This window comes from Streptomyces paludis (genome assembly GCF_003344965.1).
Taxonomy (GTDB): Bacteria; Actinomycetota; Actinomycetes; order Streptomycetales; family Streptomycetaceae; genus Streptomyces; species Streptomyces paludis.
The window spans coordinates 1,908,456-1,928,676 of the sequence record NZ_CP031194.1 but is presented as its reverse complement, the minus strand read 5'-3'; the positions used below and the strand labels follow the sequence as shown (position 1 = coordinate 1,928,676).

The window sequence follows — 20,221 nt, the reverse complement described above, 5'->3', positions numbered from 1 at the left end:
CCCCCTTTCCGCCGGCCCGTCCGGCCTCCCCCCACCGCATCACCTACGACACGTAAAGAAGGCAAGCAATGCAGATCAAGGACACTGCCGCGATCGTCACCGGAGCCGCCTCGGGCATGGGAGCCGCCACCGCCCGGGCGCTGGCGGAGCGGGGGGCGCGGGTGTTCGCGCTCGATCTCGCGGGCGGGATCGCGAAGGCTCCCGAGATGGACGGGGTGACCTACCTCGCGGCTGATGTGACCGACCCCGAGCAGCTACAGCGGGCCGTCGGCCTCGCGGCGGACAGCGGGCTGCCGTTGCGCACGGCGATCAACTGCGCGGGCATCGCGCCGACCGGGCCCATGCTGCCGGCACAGGGGCGGTATGACCTGGGCGAGTTCCGCAGGTCCGTCGAGGTCAACCTGATCGGTACGTTCAACCTGATGGTGCTGGCCGCCGAGGTCATCGCGAAGACAGATCCGGTGGACGAGGACACCCGAGGGGTCATCATCAACACTGCCTCGATGGTCTCCCTCGACGGGCCGGCCCAGTCGGCGGCCTACTCCGCGGCCAAGGCCGGTGTGTACGGGCTGACGCTGCCCTCGGCCCGGGAGTTCGCGGACCGCGGCATCCGGGTGATGGCCATCTCGCCCGGCGTCTTCGACACCCCGATGACCCAGGCGAACGGCGTGGCCGACATGCTCGGCCCGACCGTGCCGTTCCCCAAGCGCGCCGGGCACCCGGACGAATACGCGCGCCTCGCGGTCCACATCGTGGAGAACGACTACCTCAACGGCGGCGTGATCCGCCTCGACGGCGCCAAGCGCATGGCTGCCTAGCGGCAAGCGCGCACTTCGCCGGCGGTTCGAAGCCAACGCCCGTGCACCGCACCGTGCACGGGCGTTGAAGACACGCCCAGCCGCCCAAGAAAGGACCTTTCTCATGAGACTCTCCGTACTCGACCTACTGAGCGTGCGCACGAACCAGACCAGCGCCGAAGTGCTGCGGTCGTCGGCTCAGTTGGCGCGGGAGGCGGATCGCCTCGGCTACACGCGCTACTGGGTTGCCGAGCACCACAACATGCCCACCGCGGCGGCAACCGTTCCGGGAGTGATCATCCCGTATCTGGCGGCCGGTACACGGCGGCTCCGATTTGGTTCCGGCGGGGTGATGCTTCCCAACCACGCCGCGCTCTCCGTCGCCGAACAGTTCGCCCTGCTGGAGGCGATGTACCCCGGCCGCATCGACCTCGGAATCGGCCGCGCCCCCGGCACGGACGGCGTGACGGCGTTCCTGCTGCGAGGGGAGGGAAGCGGTTCCGGCTCGGACGACGACTTCCCGCAGGACATCGAGCTTGTCTCGCGTCTGCTCGATCTGGGACGCACCGAGGACGAGGCGCTGAACGTCTCGCTGGGCGGTCGCCCCTACGCGCTGCGCGCCACGCCGCGGCCGGCCTCGGCTCCGGACATCTGGCTGCTGGGGTCATCGGGCTACTCGGCTTCTCTCGCGGCCCGGCGCGGCCTTCCCTACGTGTTCGCCCATCACACAGGCGTGCCCGGCGCGGAGGCGTCGATCACGGCGTACCGTGCCCAGTACCAGCCGTCGACGGCACACCCCGAACCGCGCACCCTGCTGCCTGTGAACGTTCTCGTGCACCCGGATCCCGACGAGGCGGAGCGCTTGGCGCAACCCCACCTGATCATGATGGCGGGGTTGCAGACCGGTGCCCCGCTCGGTCCCGTCCTCACGGTCGAGGAGGCCGAACGGCATGTGTGGTCGGCGCAGGAGCGTGAGGTCGCGAAGCGTACGCGGGGCGCATGGCACATCGGTACCCCTGAGACGGTCGCCGAGAGCCTTCGGCAGCTCGCTCACCGACTGGACATCGACGAGCTGATGGTCTGGCCCATCAGCGGGGCCCGCTCGAACGAGGACCCCGCCTCCGCGGGCGGCCGTGCGCTCACTCTCCAGCTCCTCGCACAGGAATTCCTCGGCACCTCGACGACGAAAAAGCAGAGCTGACCTGCATTTCACCTTGTTGCCGGTACGGGGACGCTCCGCTCCTGTCTGCCCGGCGGAGACGGAAATGCCGCCGAATAGGCGGTGGTCGCCGCGCGGGCCGCTAATGAATGAAATAAATCGTCATTCCCCAGATTAAATCTATGCGCCCCCGGTGGTGGTAATCGCTGGGGGCGCAAGGCTGATATTTCTCTGCAATCCGAACAGCCCGCCGACATCGTTGTCCGCCGGGCAGGGCTTGGGTGCTTCCTCGGGTGGGTGGCTTCTGGGGTGCTGGTCGCGCTGGGTGGGGTGTGTGTCGAGTTGGTGCGTGACAATGACTTTCCAAATGGTGCGGAAACCGTACCTGGATCGTTCTAACAACCGCTTACCGCAGGCGGCGACTTCTAGTTGCTGAGTGCGACCGGGTGACTGCATTTTGTGGTTTGTTGGAAGTTTCTTTGCCTCGTGCTAACTTTCGCATTGTCGGCGGATCGCGAACGATCGTTTCCTGTATTTGGTGAAGTGAGTTCGGGTGTTCGTGGCGCGTAAATGGTTGATGAAGGCCCTCGAATAGGCTGCTGATTTAATAGTCATGGGAGCTTAAGATTTCGATCTTGCCGCGTCGTGCCGAATCGCCGGCTCAAGGAGGCGTAGTCGGCGGCGTCGACAGGCGGTTCCGTGCCCTCGTCGCCGCGTACGCGGCTTCCGGTTACGGCAACTATCTGAGTCTGATCGCGCTGAGCCTGTTCTCCTACGAGGTCACCGACAGCGCGCTGGGCGTTGGCCTGGTGATGGCGTTACGGCTCTCCTCCGGCTTTGTGGCCGGGCTCATGGCCGGGGCGCTGTCGGACCGGACCACCCGTCGGGCCATGATGATCGGCGCGGACGCTGCCCAGTGCACGGCCATGGTGGTGCTCGCGCTGTGTGCCGCGTCCGTACCGCTGTGGCTGCTGGGCTGCGTGGTCGTTGTCATGGGCGCGGGCAACACGCTCTTCACCGTCGCGCTGCGCAGCGCGGTGCCCTCCATGGTCGGCCAGGAAGCCCGTGCGCGGGCGAACGGACTGCTGGTCACGGGGCGGTCGTTCGCCACGGTGCTGGGGTTCGCCTCGGCGGCCCCGGTCATCGCCTTCGGCGGATACGCCGCCGCCTTCGCCGTCAACGCCGCGAGTTTCGCGGTGTGCGCGGCGGCCCTGCTGGTGTTGCGGCCGCGTACGGACGACGAGGACCGCGGGACACCGGCGGAAGCGGACCGTACGCCCGGCGCCGAGGCGGCGTCCCGCGGCCTCCGTCCGTGGCAGGGGCTCGCGGCGGTTCCCGCCCTGCTGCTGGGCATGATCGCGCTGAGGGGGATCGACGCCCTGGCGTCCTCCTCGCACAATGTCGCGCTGCCGGTGGTCGCGCACGCGGTCGAGCCGTTGGCGCCCGCCGCGTACATGGCCCGGTTCTGGGCCGCGTGGGCCGTGGGCACGGTCGTCGCCCATCTGGTGCTCAGCCGTACCAAGGGCCGTTCGGCGTGGGGGGTCCGGGCGTTCGTGGCCGGCACCTGCGCCATGTCGGCCGGTTTCGTGGCCGCCTTCCTGGGGCTGCCCGCCGTGGCGCTGATGGCGGCCGCGGCCGCGGCGGGATTCGCCGACGGCTGGACCGAGATCGTCTACACCTCACGCCTCCAGGCAGCCCCCGACCGGCAGCGCAGCCGGCTGTTCGGGCTGTCCGCCACAGCGGAGACCGCGGGGTTCGGGGTGGGCACGGTGGCCGCCGCGGCGGCTCTGGAGGTCCTGCCCGCCCTGACCGTGGTCGGGGCCTTCCACGGCGCGGCGGTGTGCGGGGCCCTGCTCCTGCTGCTGTTCGCCGCCGGGGGCCGCGGCACCGCCGTGTCACCGGAATCCACGAGTGAAGAAGGACAAGGAGAGGACTCCCATGGAACGCGTACAAGGGCAGGCCGTCTGCCGGGGTCCTGAGCCGGAGTACGGCCAGGACCACCCGGGCAGCGCCGTCCAGGCGCTGCTGCGCGCCGCGGAAGCGGCCGTCGGCGCCGTCGTCACGGTGGCACCCGACGGATCCACGACGACGCTCCCGTACCCCGAACTGCTCTCCCGGGCCCGCCGGCTCCTCGCCGGACTGCGCGAACGCGGTCTGCGCGCCGGGGACACGGTGGTGCTGTGCGGGCTGCCGCTGGCGGAGTTCTTCCCCGTCTTCTGGGCCTGTGTGCTCGGCGGCGCCCGGCCCGCGGCCATCGCCGAGCGGCCCGGCCCGGACACCCCCGCCCTGGAGCGCCTGCGCCACGCGGTCGCGCTGCTGGACCGGCCCCTGGTGGTCAGCGACGCGGTCGGCGCCGCGTCCCTGGGACGCACCGATCCCGGGCTGCGGGTCGTCGTCGCCGCGGAATGTATGGAAGCGGCGCCCGCGGACGACCACGTCGAGCCGGCCGGTTCCGACACCGCGCTGCTGATGCTGTCCTCCGGCAGCACCGGGGTGCCCAAGGCCGCCCGGCTCACCCACACCGGTCTGGTGGACTTCGCCGCGAGCACCCGTCACTTCCTGGGCGTGTCCCCGGGCGACACCATGGTGAACTGGCTGCCGGTCGACCACAGCGGCGCGTTCCTCCTCTACCACATGCTCGCCGTGTTCACGGGGTGCACCAATGTCCACGCCCCGACCGAACGGGTACTGGCCGACCCGCTGCGCTGGCTCGACCTCCTGGAGGAGCACGGCGCGCAGCACTCCTGGGCACCGACCTTCGCCTACGGACTCGTCGCGGACGCGCTCGACGAGCGCCCGCAGGGCCGCCGGGACCTGAGCGGCCTCAAGAGCCTGCTCTGCGGCGGCGAGCAGATCGTCCTGCCGGTCCTGCGCCGCTTCCTCGACGCGACCGCCGCCTCCGGGGTCCGCGAGGGGCACATCGTCCCGGCGTGGGGCATGGCCGAGACCGTCACGGCCGTCACCTTCGGACGGCTCGACCGGCCGGGCACCGTACACCGCCTGCTCAAGAGCAGCCTGGGCGGCGACCTGCTGCGGGCGGACGAACAGACCGCGCCGGAGGAGTACGTCACCTTCATCGCGGCCGGATCGCCCGCGCACGGCGTCACCCTGCGCATCGTGGACGACCTCGGCGCGCCGGTGCCCAGCGGCCGGATCGGCCGGCTCCAGGTGCGTACACCCGCCCGGCTCACCCCCGGCTACGTGAACGCCCCCGAGGCGGACGCGGCGGCCTACCCCATGGGACGGGAGTGGCTGGACTCCGGTGACCTGGCCTTCCTCGACAGCGGCCAGGTGGTGATCACCGGCCGGCGCAAGGACCTGATCATCCTCAACGGGCACAACGTCTACTGCCACGAGGTCGAGGAGGCCGCCGCCGTCGTCGACGGCATCCGGCCGGGCGAGGTGGCCGCCTGCGGTGTACCGCACGCCGACAGCGGTACGGAGGACCTGGCCGTGCTTTTCGTGAGCCGGGGCGCCGCCGAGGACACCCGTATCGCACGGGAGGTACGGGCCGCGCTGTTCAGCAGGCTCCGTCTCACCGCCGCCCATGTCCTGCCCGTCCCCGAGGCCGAGTTCCCGAGGACCCCCGCGGGGAAGGTCCGCCGGGCCGAGCTGCGGGAACGCCTGATGAGCGGTGGTTCGCCGACCACTCCCGCTCTGGCTGTCCCTGTCTCTGACGATGCCGCGCCCGATCTCGCTGGTGTGACTCTGGTGGTGCGGGAGGAGATCGCCGCCGTGCTGGGCCACCCGGTGGACGAGCAGGTGCCCTTCTACGAACTCGGGCTGGCCTCCGTACACCTCGCACGGCTGCGGGCCCGCCTGGAAGAGCGGCTGGGGACCCCGGTCGCCCTGACCGCCTTCTTCGAACACCCCACGGCCGCCGCGCTGGCCGCGCATCTCGCAGTCTCCGCACCGGCCGGCCGCGATACAGCGGACCGCCGCACAGCCGACCGCGATACGGCTGACCGGCGCGTCGCGGTCATCGGGCTGTCGCTGCGCTTCCCGGGCGCGGACTCCGTCGAGCAGTTCTGGTCCAACCTGCGGGACGGTGTCGACAGCGTCCGGGTGTTCGGCGAGGAGGAGTTGGCCGCGGCAGGTCTGAGCCCGGAGCAGCGGCGCGCCCCCGGGCTGGTGCCGGTGGCCGGGGTCCTCGACGAGGTCGACGGGTTCGACACGGACTTCTTCGGGATGAGCCCCAAGGAGGCCCGGCTCACCCACCCGGCGCACCGGCTGTTCCTGGAGTGCTGCCACGAGGCCCTGGAGCACGGCGGCCACGCGGCGCCCGAACCGGGCACCAGGACAGGGGTGTTCGCGGGCGCGGGAATGAACCTCTACGACCATCAGCACCCGCCGACGACGGGCCCGGCCGACGACGCGGCGGACCCGGCGGACCCGGCGACCGGTATACAGGCCGTCATCGGGGAGCAACCCGACTTCCTCGCCTCCCGGGTGGCCTACCGGCTCGGGCTCACCGGTCCCGCCATCGGCGTGCAGACGGCCTGCTCCACCTCGCTCGTCGCCGTCCACCTGGCCGTCCAGTCGCTGCTGAGCGGCGAGTCGGACCTCGCCCTGGCGGGCGCCGCGGCCGTCCATCTCCCGCAGGAGACCGGCTACTTCAGCCACCCCGGCTCCATCCTGTCCCCGACGGGACGCTGCCGGGCCTTCGACGCGGAGGCCGACGGGACCGTCGGCGGCAACGGAGTGGCCGCGGTCCTGCTCAAGCGGCTCGACCGGGCGATCGCCGACGGTGACACCGTGCACGCCGTGATCCTCGGCTCCGCCGTCAACAACGACGGCGCCGCCAAGGTCGGATTCACCGCGCCCGGTGTCGCCGGCCAGGTCGATGTCGTCCGCCAGGCGCTGCGTACGGCGGACGTCCCGGCAGCCACGATCTCGTACGTCGAGGCGCACGGGACGGGCACCAGGCTCGGCGATCCGGTGGAGTTCGAGGCGCTCGGCAGAGCCCTCGGCGAGGGTACGGGACGTACCGAGCCGTGCACCGTCGGATCGGTGAAGCCGGGCATCGGACACCTCGACAGCTGCGCCGGGATGGCCGGCCTGATCAAGACCGTGCTCATGCTGCGGCACCGCACGCTGGTCCCCACGCTCCATCTGACCCGCCCGAACCCCGAACTCCGCCTGGACAGCGGCCCGCTGGTGCTCGGCACCGAGCTGCGGCCGTGGCCGTCCCCGGCGGGCGCGCCGCGCCGGGCCGGGGTCAGCGCGCTCGGTGTCGGCGGCACCAACGCCCATGTGGTCCTGGAGGAAGCCCCCTTGGCCCCCGAAACCCTTGTGGGGGCCGGGGCGGCGGCGGCCGGTCCCGGGCTGCCCGTGCTCGTACCGCTGTCCGCCCGCGACGGACAGGATCTGGACGAACTCACCGGCCGGCTCCGCGACCGGCTGCGGCGACAGCCGGCACCGGCGGCCGTGGACGTGGCGGCCACCATGGCACTGGGCCGCCCGCACCGCGCTGCCCGGACGGTGGCCGTCGGCCGGACCGCCGGGGAGCTGGCCCGCGCGCTGGACGAGCCCCGGCCCGCACCCCGGCCCACACCCCGGGGCGTGCCCGGCCAGGTCGGCCCGGTCGCCTTCGCCTTCTCCGGGCAGGGGAGCGCGCGCCGCGGGATGGCGAGCGGTCTGTACGCCGCGTATCCCGAGGCCCGGCGGATCCTGGACCGCTGTGAGGAGGTCTACGCCGACGAGTTCGGCGGCACACTGCTCCCGCTCCTGCTGGACGAGTCCGCCGCCGAGGACGACAGCTGGCCCACCGAGACCGCCCAGGCCGCTCTCTTCGCCCACCAGTCGGCGCTCGCCGCCGTATGGCGCGCCGCCGGTGTGCGCCCCGCGCTGCTGCTCGGCCACAGCATCGGTGAGTACGCGGCTCTGCACACGGCCGGTGCCTTCACCCTCGACGACGGAGTGCGGCTCACCGGGTGGCGGGGCCGGCTGATGGGCCGGTCCTGCGCGCCCGGCGGCATGCTCGCCGTCCGCGCCGACCACGCCACGGCGCAGCGCGTCGCGAAGGCCGCCGGTGCCGAAATGGCCGCCGTCAACGGCCCGCGCGCCCAGGTGATCTCCGGCCCGCCGGAGGCAGTTGAGGAGGCGGTACGTCTGCTCGACGCCGAGGGTCTGCGGTGGCGGAGGCTGCCCGTGGACCGGGCGTTCCACTCCGCCGCCGTCGAACCGGCGCTGCGTGAATTCCGGTCCCGCGCCGAGTCGTTGACGTACGGTCCGCTGCGTATCCCGCTGGTCACCACGGCCGATGGCGATCCGCGCCCGGCCGGATGGACCGTCGACGCGGAGTACCTCTGCCGCCAGGCCCGCCGGCCGGTCCGCTGGGATCTCGCCATGGACGCCGCCACAGCGGAGGGCCCCGGGCAGTTCGTGGAGATCGGCGCCGGGGAAGTCCTCACCGGACTCGGCCGGCACTGTGCTCCGGAGAGCCGCTGGCTGGGCGGGCAGGGCCCGGGCAGCAGGGCGGCCGGTCAGGTGGAGGGGCTTCTGACGGCCCTGGGGTCGCTCTACCGTGACGGTGCCGAGCTGGACTGGCGGGCGGTCAACCCTCCCGGCGGGCGGATCCCGCTCCCCGGGCATCCCCTCCGGCGGCAGCCGGTCGCGCCCCGGACCACACCGGCTGCTGCTGTGACTGCTGCTGTGACGGTGACTGCGGCAGAGGCCGCTGCCCCCGGCGAACTGCTGGGGGAAATCATCGAGATGACGGCCCACAAGCTCGGCAGCAGCCCGGCGGACGTCACTCCCGACGCTTCCTTCTTCGACCTCGGCGCCGACTCGCTCTCCCTCATGGGCATGACGACGGAACTCGAACAGCGTTACGGCGTACGGGTTCCGGTCCGGGAGCTGTTCTCCTCGGCGGACACTCCGCGCGCGCTGGCCGCGCTGCTCGTACGGCTGCGGGGGGACGCGGCCGGTCCCACGGAGCCGCCCCGGCAGGCGACGGGCGCGGGGGCCGCACCTGGGTCCGCGCCGCTGCCCGTATCCGTACCGTCTGTTCCTGTGTCTGTGCCCGTCTCTGTCTCCGCGCCCGCAGGGTCCTCCCCGGAACTCCATGAGCTGTTCGGGCAGCAGCTCAGAATGACGCAGAGTCTCATCGACCAAGTGGCCGGAGTGATCTCCCGCCAGCTCGATGTGCTCGCGGGGACCGCAACGCCGACGGCCGCTGTCCCGGCCCCGGCGCAGGCCGCTCCGGTTCCGGTTCCGGCCCTCGTGCCTGTCGCCCCGGCCCCGGCCCCGGCCCCGGCCTCAGCGTCAGCGCCCGTACCGGCGCTTCCCGTACCGGCGCTCGGCGCGCCGGATCCGGTCTCCGCCACCGGGTGCGACTTCAGCCTCTACTTCTTCGGTGACTACCCCGAGACCGCCGCCCACGACAAGTACGGGCTCATCATGGCGGCGTCGGAGTACGCCGACACCCACGGATTCCACGCCCTGTGGTTCCCGGAGCGCCACTTCAACTCCTTCGGCGCGCTCTTCCCCAACCCCTCCGTCCTCGCCGCCGCGCTCGCGGCCAGGACCAGCCGTATCCGGCTGCACGCGGGCTCGGTCGTGCTGCCCCTGCACCATCCGGTCAGGGTCGCGGAGGAGTGGTCGGTGGTCGACAACATCTCCGGCGGCAGGGCGGGCCTGTGCATCGCCAACGGCTGGCACGCCACCGACTTCACCCTCGCCCCGCACAACTTCGGCCGGCACCGCGAGGTGATGTACGAGCAGCTGGCCACCGTACGGCAGCTCTGGTCCGGGCAGCCGTACGCCACGGTCGCGGGCGACGGCAAGCCGGTCGAGATATCCCTGCAACCCCGTCCCGTACAGCCGCAAATCCCCATGTACGTGGCCATCGTCGGCAACCCGGACAGCTACCGCCGGGCGGCCGTCGAGGACCTCGGGGTGGTCACCAACCTGATGACCCAGACCGTGGAGCAGCTGGCGGAGAACATCGCGCTCTACCGCCGTACCCGCGCCGAGCACGGGCTCGACCCCGCGGCCGGCCGGGTCGTGGTGCTGGTGCACACGTACCTCGGCGACGACGCGGAGCGGGCGAAGGCCGAGGCGTACGGGCCCTTCGTGTCGTATCTGCGTTCCTCGCTCTCCCTCTTCGACCAGGTCACCAACAGCCTGGGGTTCCAGGTGGACCTCGCCAACACCGCCGAGGAGGACGTGGAGTTCCTGCTCGGCCGCGCCTACGAGCGCTACTGCGAGTCACGTGCCCTCATCGGCGACGAGGACACCGCCGCCGAGACGGTACGCCGCCTGGTGGACGCGGGCGCGGACGAGATCGCCTGCTTCGTGGACTTCGGGGTGCCGGCCGGACAGGTGCTGGCCGCGCTGCCGGTACTCGACCGGGTCCGCCGCCGGGAACAGACCGCGACACGGGAACGTACGGTGCTCACGCGCCGGCGGAAGCCGCTGTCGCCCGCGCAGCGCCGCATCTGGTTCCTGGAGCAGCTCCATCCGGGGAGCAGCATGTACCACGAGCCCAAGGCGGTCCGGCTGGACGGTCCGCTGGACACCGGGACACTGCGGTGGGCGCTCCAGCGGGCCGCGGACCGGCACCCGGCGCTGCGCACGGTCTTCCGGACCGCCGACGGAGTGCCCTACCAGGAGACGGTTGACCGGATACGGCTCGACTGCCCGGTCGACGACCACAGCGGGGCGACCGAGGAGGAAGCCCTGGCCGCGGTCCTCGCGACCGAGGGGCGCCGGATCCTCGACCTGGCCGACGGACCGCTGGTCACGGCGCGGCTGCTGCGCCTGTCACCGGAGCGGCATGTGCTCTTCCTGCTGGCCCACCACATCGTCTTCGACTCCTCCTCCACAGCGGTGCTCGTCGGTGACATCGCCGCCTTCTACCGCGCGGGGCCGGACGGAGACGCCGGGCTGCCGGAGTTGACCGAGGCGGCGCCGGACCCGGCGTCGGCGTCCGGGTCCGACGCCGCGTCCGGGTCCAATGGGCCTTCCCCCTCCCTCGACTTCTGGCGGCGGGAGATGGCCGGGGCCCCGGAACTCTCGCTGCCCACCGACCGGCCCCGCCCCCCGGTCCGCTCGGGAGCGGGAGCCAGCCTCACCCACCATCTCGACGCCGAACTCACTGGCAGGCTGCGGAAGTTCGCCGCCTCCCACCGGGTCACCCCGTTCATGGCACTGACCGGCGCGGTCGCGGCCGTACTCGGCCGGTTCAGCGGACAACAGGACGTGGTCCTCGGCACCGCGGTCGCCGCCCGGCCCGCCGGCGCCGAACACCACGTCGGCCTCTTCCTCGACACCGTGCCGCTGCGCGTCGACCTCACCGGCGAACCGGACTTCCCGGCCCTGCTGCACCGCGTACGGGACAGCAGCAGCGCGGCGTACGAGCACCGCGACGTGCCCTTCGACGAGCTGGTCGGGGCGCTCAACCCGCGGCGGGACGCCGGACGTACCCCGGTCTTCCAGGTGATGGTGGAGTACGAGAACGAGAGCGAGGTGGAGTTCGACCCGCCCCGCCTGACGGCCGCCCTGCTCGACATGCCGAGCCCGCGCGCCCCCTTCGACATCGGCATCTACCTGACCCACCACCGCACCGGTGTGCGGTTCATGGCCGAGTACGACACGGCCCTCTTCGACGAGAGCACCGTGCGCCGCCTCGTGGAGTACGTGGAGCAGGTACTGCGCCGCGCCCTCGACACCCCCGGCGCACTGCTGGACGAACTCACCGCCGTGACCGCCGCCGACCGCGAGAGCATCGCCCGGTGGGGGCAGTTGGACGAACCGGCACCCGCCAGCGAAGACGTCCTGCACGGGCTCTTCGAGCAGCAGGCCCGGCGGACACCGGACGCCGTCGCCCTCGTGGACGACGAGAACAGTGTCAGCTACCAGGAGCTGGACGCCCGCGCGGAGTCGCTCGCCCACTGGCTGCGCGCCCTGGGCGCGGGCCGCGGCGAGCGGGTCGCGGTGCTGCTGCCCCGGGGCCCGGAACTGATCACCGCACTGCTGGGGGTGCTCAAGAGCGGCGCCGCGTACCTGCCGATCGACCCCGCCGTGCCCACCTCGCGGCTCACCGCGCTCCTCGAAGACGCCACCCCCGCCCTGCTGTTGACCAGCGGCACCACCCTGGCCCGGCATCCGGGGCTCGCGCCCGGTCTGCCCGTACACCTGGTGGACGACACGGATGACAAGGACGGCACCTACCGCACCGACGGGACCGCCCCGGCGGCCCACGATCTGACCGACGACAGGGCGGCCCGCCCCGAGGATCCCGCCTACTGGATCTACACCTCCGGATCGACCGGACGCCCCAAGGCGGTCGTCGTACCGCACCGCGGCCCGGCCCACCTCGTACGCGGGCACCTGGCCCGCCACCCGGCGCTGCGTACCCTCCAGTGGACCTCGCCCTCCTTCGACGTCAGCGTCCAGGAGATCTTCACCACGCTGTCCTGCGGAGCGGCGCTCGTCCTCATCGACGACGCGGCACGGAACGACCCGGCGGCCGTCGCCGAGACGGTACGCCGCCATGAGGTGCAGCGGATGTTCATGCCCTGCACACCACTGAAGTACCTGATCCACACCGCCCCCGAACTGCCGTCCCTGCGTGAGCTGTTCTCGGCCGGCGAGGCCCTCCAGCTCACTCCGTCCTTCCGCCGGTTCCTCACCGCGCACCCGCGGTGCGCGCTCTACAACCAGTACGGGCCCACCGAAGCCTCCGTCATCGTCACCTCGCACCGGGTCCGTCCCGGCGACGACGGCGAGTGGCCGCCCATCGGCACACCTGTGCCGGGAGCGCGGATCCGGCTGCTGGACGGCGCCGGCCGGGACGTACCCCGGGGGGCCGTCGGGGAGATCCACGTCAGTGGTACGCCGGTCGCCCTCGGCTACCACGCCCGGCCCGCCGAGACCGCCGCCGCCTTCCTCGACGACGGCACCGGGGCCCGGCGCTACCGCACCGGAGACCTCGCGCGCTGGCGCGCCGACGGCTCGCTCCAGTACCTCGGGCGCGCCGACGAGCAGGTCAAGATCCGCGGCCACCGCGTCGAACCGGCCGAAGTACAAACGGCGTTGAGCGCCGTCGCCGGGGTTCGCGATGCCGCCGTGGTGGCCGTACGCGACCGGCACGGCGACACCGAACTCGTCGCGTACGTGGTTCCCTCGACCCCGTCGGACGACCTGTCCACACTGCGCGCCGCACTCGGCGCCCGGCTCCCCGGCCACCTGGTGCCGAGCCGCTGGGCGCGGCTGGACCGGCTCCCGGTGAACGCCGCGGGCAAACTCGACCGGTCCCGGCTGCCCGAGCCGGAGCCCGCGGGCGACGGCCCGGACATTGACGGCCGGCCGGCCACCCCGCTGGAGAAGTCCCTGCACGAACTGTGGTGCGACGAACTCGGTGTGGACCGGGCGCCGGTGACCCGGTCGTTCTTCGAACTGGGCGGCCACTCGCTGAGCGCGATCAGGCTGCTGAACAGCGTGACGGACCAGCTGGAGATCGAGATCTCCATGGCGGAGTTCTTCCGCGACCCCACGATCCGGGGCATCGCGGCACACGGAACCCGCCGGGCCCCCGCCGTACGGCCGGTGGAGACCGTGCCCATGACCGCCACCCAGCGCAGACTGTGGCGACGGCACCACGGGCTGAGCGACCCCGGTGTCAACAACGTCGCCCACCGCATCGACCTGCGCGGCGACCTGTCCCCCCGCGACCTCGCGGGCGCGCTGGAGGACCTGGTGGCCCGCCATCACGCCCTGCGCAGCCGGGCCGTACGGCGCGACGGGCAGTACCTCGTCGAGGTGCTGCCCGAGGTTCCCGTGGAGCTGCCGGTCACCGACCTGTCCGCCCACGCCGGGGACGACACCGCCGTCGAGCGCTGGTGCCAGGAACACGCCTCCCGGCCGCTGGACATGGACCGGGCGCCGCTGTTCCGCTTCCGGCTGGCCCGGTGCGGACCTGACCACTGGGTCCTGGTGACCGTCTTCCACCACGCCGTCTGCGACGGCTGGTCGATGGGCGTCATCCACCGCGAACTCCAGGAGCTGTACCGCACCCGGAACCACGGTGACGGCAAGGAACTGCCGCCGCCCACCTCGCAGTTCACCGACTTCGCCCGCGCGGAACAGGCTCTGGACCCCACCCGCAGAGCGGAACTGGAGCGCTTCTGGCGCACCGAACTCGACGGCGCGACCCTGGATCTCGCCCTGCCCTGCGACCGGCCGAGGCCACAGACGCTCTCCGGCCGTGGCGCCCTGCACACCTGGACCGTCGAAGGGAAGATCCCCGGGCAGCTCGCGCACACCGCCACGCGTCTGGGCACAACCCCGTACACCGTGCTGGCCGCGACCTTCGCCACCTGGGCGGCCGGAGTCCGCGGCGGCTCCTCCGACGTGGTGCTGGCCGCCTCCAGCGCGAACCGCACCCGGCGCGAACACGCCGGTACGGTCGGCATGCTGGGCGACGCGGTCCTGCTGCGCGCCCGTATCGGCGAGGCCGAAACCTTCGCCGGCCTGGTGGCACAGCTGGGTTCGGCCCTGTTCACCGCACTGGACCACCAGGACCTGCCGCTCAACGACGTGGTCGAACTCGTCTCGCCCGGCACCGGGGACGCGCCCTTCCCCACGGTCCTGTTCACCGTGGTCACCACCCCGCCCCCCACCCTGGACCTCCGTTCGGCGCGGGCCACCGTACGGGACCTGCCCACCTCGGGGGTGGCACGCAACGAGCTGTACTTCGTCGTCGTGCCGGCGGCGGACATCATCACCGTCACCCTGGAGTACTCCACGGACCTGTTCACCCACGAGACCGTCGAGGCGTGGGGGAAGGGCTTCACGGAACTGCTGCGGGAGGTGACGGAGGACTGAGCCCCACGGCGAGGAGCCCGGCATTCTCCGGTCGGACCCTGTCCGAAGAATGCCGGGCTCCTCACGCGCTGATGCCGCTGGTCGTCGCCGACGGGATCGCGGCCGTCAACTCCGTTGCCGTCAACTCATCGAGCGGCTGACCGGCAGCCGGTCTCCGGGGGCTGCTCCGGGGCGGTACGGCCGGTGCCGATGGCCTCGCAGATGCTACGGATCGCGTGGGCGGGGTCGGGCAGGTCGATGCTTCTCAGCTGGACGGAGCTGCCCGTGCTGATGGCCAGGGTCCGTCCGTCCGGGCTGAACGCCAGTGCTGCGAGTGAGCGGGGCGGCAGGGTGATTCTCGGGCGGCCGGTGGCGAGATCCCACAGCTGGATTCCTCTCAGGCTGCTCGCCGCCAGGGTGCGTCCGTCGGGGCTGAAGGCCGGCGACGCGGCTTCAGCGCTGAGACTGAAGCCGCCCTGGAGCCGACCGGTGCGCGTGTCCCATGTCTTGACGACCCCGTTTCTGCTGCTCACGGTCGCCAGGGTGTGCCCGTCCGGGCTGAACGCGAGGGACAGCGGGCTCCGGGTGTCCGGGTCGATGGTGTGCTGTGTGCGGCCCGTCTCGGCGTCGAGCAGTGTGATCTGTTCGCCGTTGGCCTCGATGTCCACGACGGCGAGTGTGCGGCTGTCCGGGGTGAACGCGATGGTCCTCACGGATTGGCCGTGGCCGGTGTGGACGGTGTGCAGCGCGCCGGTGGAGAGGTGCCAGATCTGTACCGACCCCTTCATGCCGACAACGGCGAGCCGTGTTCCGTCGGGACTGAAGACCGCCGTGTCGGTGGAGTCCAGGGCACGGCTCTGGCGAAGCCGGCCGGTGGCGAGGTCCCGTACCTCGATCACCCCGTTCTTGACGGCCCTGGCGGCCAGGGCGCGCCCGGTCGGGCTGAACCCCACAGCACCGAGGCGCGACGCCATGACGAGCGGCTGCTTCTTCCGGAGCGACGGGTCGGAGTGGGAGTTGGAGTCGGAGTCGGAGTTGGGGGCAAGGTCGGAGTCGAGGTCGAAGGCGGAGTTGGACCCGGAGTCGAGCGTCAGTGTGGCTTCGCGATCACCGGTCCTGACGTCCCAGAGCTGCGCCGATCCACCGCCGGGCGGCCCTTGGCGAACCGTGGCCATCGTGCGTCCGTCCGGACTGAACGCCATGCCGGCGATATAGGTGGTGGTCTGGCCCGGCGGAGTGGTCCGTGAGCGGTCGGCGGACAGGCGGTGGACGCGGACGGCGGGGTCCAGATTGCTGCTGGTGACAAGGGTGTGGCCGTCCGCGCCCAGGGCCACTCTCATGATTCCCCGGCCGTGGTGACCGGCGGTCACGGTGGCCTGCGGGGCGCCGGAGGCGGTGTCCCACAGCTGGACGGTGTCCCCGGGGCCCAGGGTGGCGAGGGTGCGGCCGTCCGGGGCGAAAGTCACCTCGTTCAATCCGATGGGAACGTCCCTGATGGTGCGCCGGACCATGCCGGTGGCCGTCTCCCGCAGTTGCACGGGACCATCGGCGCGGACCACCGCGTAGGTTCTGCCGTCAGGGCTCAACGCCACCGCCCTGCCCCCGGATTCGCTGTCGTGAGCGGTCCGGGTGCGGCCGGTGGCCGTATCCCACACCCGCACTTCTCCGCCGTGGCCCACCGTGGCGACCGTACGGCCGTCCGGGCCGAAGGCGACCGTCAGCGGGTCGGGGTGGCTGGTGAAGCTGTGCAGGGTGCGGCCCGTGGCCACGTCCCACACCCGTACGACCGAGGGGGAGGTGGCGGCCATGGTGCGGCTGTCCGGGCTGAAGGCCATTTCGCGTACCGAACCGTCGGGGACGGCGAAGTCTCTGAGTTTCCTGCCGGTGACGGGATCCCACAGGGCGATGACCCAGTCGGTGCCATCGAGGGCAGCGACGGCGAGGGTGCGTCCGTCGGGGCTGAACGCCGCGACTTCACCGAGGTCTCCCGCTGTGAGCGTGTGCCGGAGCCGGCCTCCCGGCAGATTCCAGACCCGTACCTTGCCGTCCCGGCTGTGGGTGGCAAGGGTGTGTCCGTCCGGGCTGAGCGCGAGGGAACCCACGGGCTGGGTGCCGCCGGTCAGGGTCTTGCGCAGCGGCAGCGCCGCGGCGGCGTACAGGGCGGCGGCGGCTTCGCGGGTCGGACTGGTCCGGTAGGCGTGGACAGCGAGCAGTGAGGCGAGATCGGGCTCGGAGTCCAGCAACGCGCCGGACTGGGCGGCCAGTTGCCGGGACTGGGCCAGCTCTTGGGCGCTGACCGCGCTCCGCCACTGCCCCACGGCCAGGCCGGCGGCGACGAGGGCGAGACACAGGGCGGCGGTGACCGCGGTGAGCACCAGACGGGAGCGGCGACGGCCCTTCCGCTCGTGGTCGCGACTGGCGTCGAGGAAAGCGTGCTCCGTATCGGTCAGGTCCTCGCGCGGTGCGCCGCCGAAGTGTTCCTGGGCGGCGGCGAGCCTGCTTCCTCGGTACAGAGACTCCTTTTCGTGCCCCAGTTCCCGCCAGGTGTGGGCGGCCTCGGTCAGGTTCCGGTGCACACGCAGGCGCTCACGGTCTTCCCCGGTCCACTCGCGCAGCCGGGGCCAGGCCGTGATCAGGGCCTCGTGGGCCATCTCGACCGTATCGCCGTCCAGGGCGAGCAGCCGCGCCCGCGCGAGTGCCTCCATCACCTGGGCGGTGTCGTCCCGGCCGGTAGTGGGCAGTTCCGCACGCTTGACGGGACGGCGGGTGTCGGGGGTGCCGTCGCCGGGGGCGACCAGGCGGAGCAGCACGCGGCGGGCGGTGGCCGCCTGGTCCTCGGTGAATCCGCCGTAGACCCTCTCGGCGGTCCTGGCGATCGCGCCGTCCAGGCAGCCGGCCGCCTCGTACCCCGCCATGGTCAGTGTCTTGCCACGGCGGCGACGCCAGGTCTCCAGTAACGCGTGGGACAGCAGCGGCAGCCCGCCCGGCGCGTCGGTGACCTCCTTGACCAGCCGGGTGGTGAGGGCGCGTTCCACGGTCAGCCCGGCGGCCGTGGCCGGCTTGACGACGGCGTCGCGCAGCTCCGCCTGGCTCATCGCGCCGGCCAGCAGGTTGGCATCGCGCAGCGCGTCGGCCAGGCCGGGGTGTTCGGCGCAGCGGCCGTAGAAGTCGCCGCGCACCGCCAGCAGCACGCGCAGGCGGCTCTCGGGCCGCCGGGCCGTCAGCAACAGATCGATGAAGCGAGCGCGCTCGGCCGCGTCGTGGCAGAGGGTGAAGACCTCCTCGAACTGGTCGATGATCACAAACGTGTCCGTCCCGGCTACGGAGGCGGCGTCGCCGGCGCGGGGAAGCGCGGGTGTCAGAAGGGCCGCGTGGCCGCGGGCGGGGCGTGCCCCCGGCGTCAGGATCCGGATCGCGGCCGGACGCAGGTCCGGCTCCTGAGCGTGCTGGAGTACGGGGATCAGGCCGGCCCGCAGCAGAGAGGACTTGCCGCTGCCGGAGGGGCCGAAGACCGCCGCGAACCGCCGGCGGCGCAGCAGGTCGACCAGGTCGGCGGTGAGGTGCTCCCGTCCGAAGAACAGGCCGCTGTCCCCTGTCTCGAACCGGGCCAGCCCCCGGTACGGCGCGAGTGCCGCGTCGTCGGCCCGAGTGCCGTTGCCGGCGGACTCCTCCGCGGCCTTCTGCCAGCGGGCCTCCCATTCCGCCGGGTCGCCCCCGCACGCCCCCGCATAGGCCAGGGCCACCGGCAGGGTCGGCAGCTGCTCGCCCGCCGCGGCCCGCGACAGCGTGGTCACCGAGTAGCCCGCCCGCCGGGCCAGCGACCGGTAGGTGATTCCGTCCGCCCCGGCCCGCAGATCGCGCAAGTCGCACGCGAACCGCTGTACCGGCCCCGCCGCCGGATCCACCGGCACCTCACGACGCCCCGCCACACCTTCACCCCCTCCGGCCGCCCCGCGTCGGCGCGGGCAGCCAATCGACGCACATCCATGACACGCGAAGGGGCGCGGCCCGTCTCATTGTTCGGCCGCCGGAACGGTGCTGCCGAACAATGCTCCGGCCGCTGAACTCGGTGAGGAGAGCGGCGCGGAGAGCTGAGCCGCGGGGAGCGCGCAGGTCGCGGCGCACCGGAAGGAACGAACCAGTGCAGAGGACCAGGACCAGGACCAGGACCGAGTCCGCGGCGGCCGGTCCGTCGCGGTGGGGCGCGCGGTGGGGACCGAGGCGGGGCGCGCGGCAGGGCGCGCGGTGGGGCTGGCTGGACGCGTTGCGCGGCATCGCCGCACTGGTCGTGGTGTTCGACCACTCGTCGTACACCTTCATGGCCGACTTCCGGGGGGAGCTGATGCCGCACTTCAACACCAGCCGCTACGGCATCATGGTGTTCTTCCTGGTGAGCGGCTATGTCATCCCCGCGTCCCTGGAGCGCGGGGGCTGCGTCCGTACGTTCTGGATCGGCCGCGTCTTCCGTGTGTACCCGCTGTGGGCGGCTGTGGTCGCTGTGTTCCTCGGCGCCGGCCTCTTGGGCATGGTGGAGTCGCGTGACTTCGGCCGGCAGAGCGCTGTCACCGTGGCGGTAGCCCACGCCACCATGCTCCAGGAGTTACTGGGGACACCCAATCTTCTGCTCGTCCTGTGGACGCTCTCCTACGAGATGTCCTTCTATCTGCTGTGCGTCGCTCTCTTCACGGTCCGTCTTCACCAGCGGTCGGCGGCGGTCGCGGTCGTCCTTGCCGCGCTCGCCGTGCTCGGCGTTGTGAGCGTGACGGCAGGGGCGGTGCTGCCGGCCTCTGCCCTGTCCGGCCTGGCCGGCACCGGTCCGCTGATCGTGTGTGCCTCGACCGCCATGGTGGTCGCCATCTGCTGTGCGAGCGCGGGCTCGCACGTACTCCGCGTATTCGGCGGCGTGTTGGGCGGGGTGACGGCGCTCGTCCTGGTCCCGTTCAACGGCACGGTTCCGTTGTGGGAGGGCCTGGCGATCCTCGCCGTGATGTTCCTCGGCACTGCCGTCCACCGCGCCGAGAACGGTCAGACCGCCTGGCGCTGTGCGGCGGCCACCGCCGGCGTGGTGGTCGCCTGCGCCGTGGGGAGCGCGTACCGGTACGGCGACGGCTACCACTTCACCCGGCGCGGCTGGATCGTCGCGTTCCTGCTGGCTGTGCTCACCTTCGGCGCGGGACTGGCCTCGCGCCGCCGGCGCATGCCGCGGACGCTGACCGGACTGGGCACGATCAGCTACTCGGTCTACCTGGTGCATCCCGTACTGCTGGCGGTCATCGACAGCACGACCGGCCGACGGCGGCAGGACAATCCCGCACTCGAAGCCGCGTTCTTCGCCGTGCTGCTGCCCCTGTGCCTACTGACCTACCGCTACATCGAAGCGCCGTGCCAGACCCTGGGCCGCAGGCTGGCACGCCGTATGCCACCGTGAGCAGCCGCCGAGCCGGCGGCGCGCATC

General features: G+C 72.2%; 6 protein-coding genes. 5 read left to right on the top strand and 1 reads right to left on the bottom strand.

What is annotated here, in order from left to right:
- Positions 1–68 precede the first annotated feature (68 nt).
- From DVK44_RS08320 to DVK44_RS08305, 4 genes are all read left to right on the top strand, one after another.
- Entirely contained in the window at positions 69–818 is a 750-nt protein-coding gene (locus tag DVK44_RS08320) for an SDR family NAD(P)-dependent oxidoreductase (protein ID WP_114659069.1), read from the top strand.
- A gap of 103 nt (positions 819–921) precedes the next feature.
- On the top strand, positions 922–1,998 hold the full coding sequence (locus DVK44_RS08315) for an LLM class flavin-dependent oxidoreductase (protein ID WP_114659068.1): 1,077 nt from the start codon (positions 922–924) through the stop codon (positions 1,996–1,998).
- Positions 1,999–2,591: 593 nt separating this feature from the next.
- Positions 2,592–3,935: an MFS transporter gene (locus DVK44_RS08310; RefSeq protein WP_114659067.1), complete on the top strand. Its 1,344-nt coding sequence runs from the start codon at positions 2,592–2,594 to the stop codon at positions 3,933–3,935.
- The gene (locus tag DVK44_RS08305; RefSeq protein WP_114659066.1) at positions 3,895–14,787 is read left to right on the top strand and encodes a non-ribosomal peptide synthetase/type I polyketide synthase; all 10,893 of its coding nucleotides are present in this window, start codon (positions 3,895–3,897) and stop codon (positions 14,785–14,787) included. Before DVK44_RS08310 ends, DVK44_RS08305 begins: the two co-directional genes overlap by 41 nt.
- 125 nt (positions 14,788–14,912) lie before the next feature.
- Here the strand turns inward: DVK44_RS08305 and DVK44_RS08300 are convergent, their stop codons facing one another.
- Positions 14,913–18,695: an nSTAND1 domain-containing NTPase gene (locus DVK44_RS08300; protein ID WP_114659065.1), complete on the bottom strand. Its 3,783-nt coding sequence runs from the start codon at positions 18,693–18,695 to the stop codon at positions 14,913–14,915.
- Between the two features lie 335 nt (positions 18,696–19,030).
- On the opposite strand from DVK44_RS08300, the gene DVK44_RS08295 reads away from it, so the two are divergent.
- Positions 19,031–20,194, top strand: coding sequence for an acyltransferase family protein (locus tag DVK44_RS08295; RefSeq protein ID WP_114664994.1), 1,164 nt, complete (start codon positions 19,031–19,033; stop codon positions 20,192–20,194).
- The last annotated feature ends 27 nt before the right edge of the window (positions 20,195–20,221 follow it).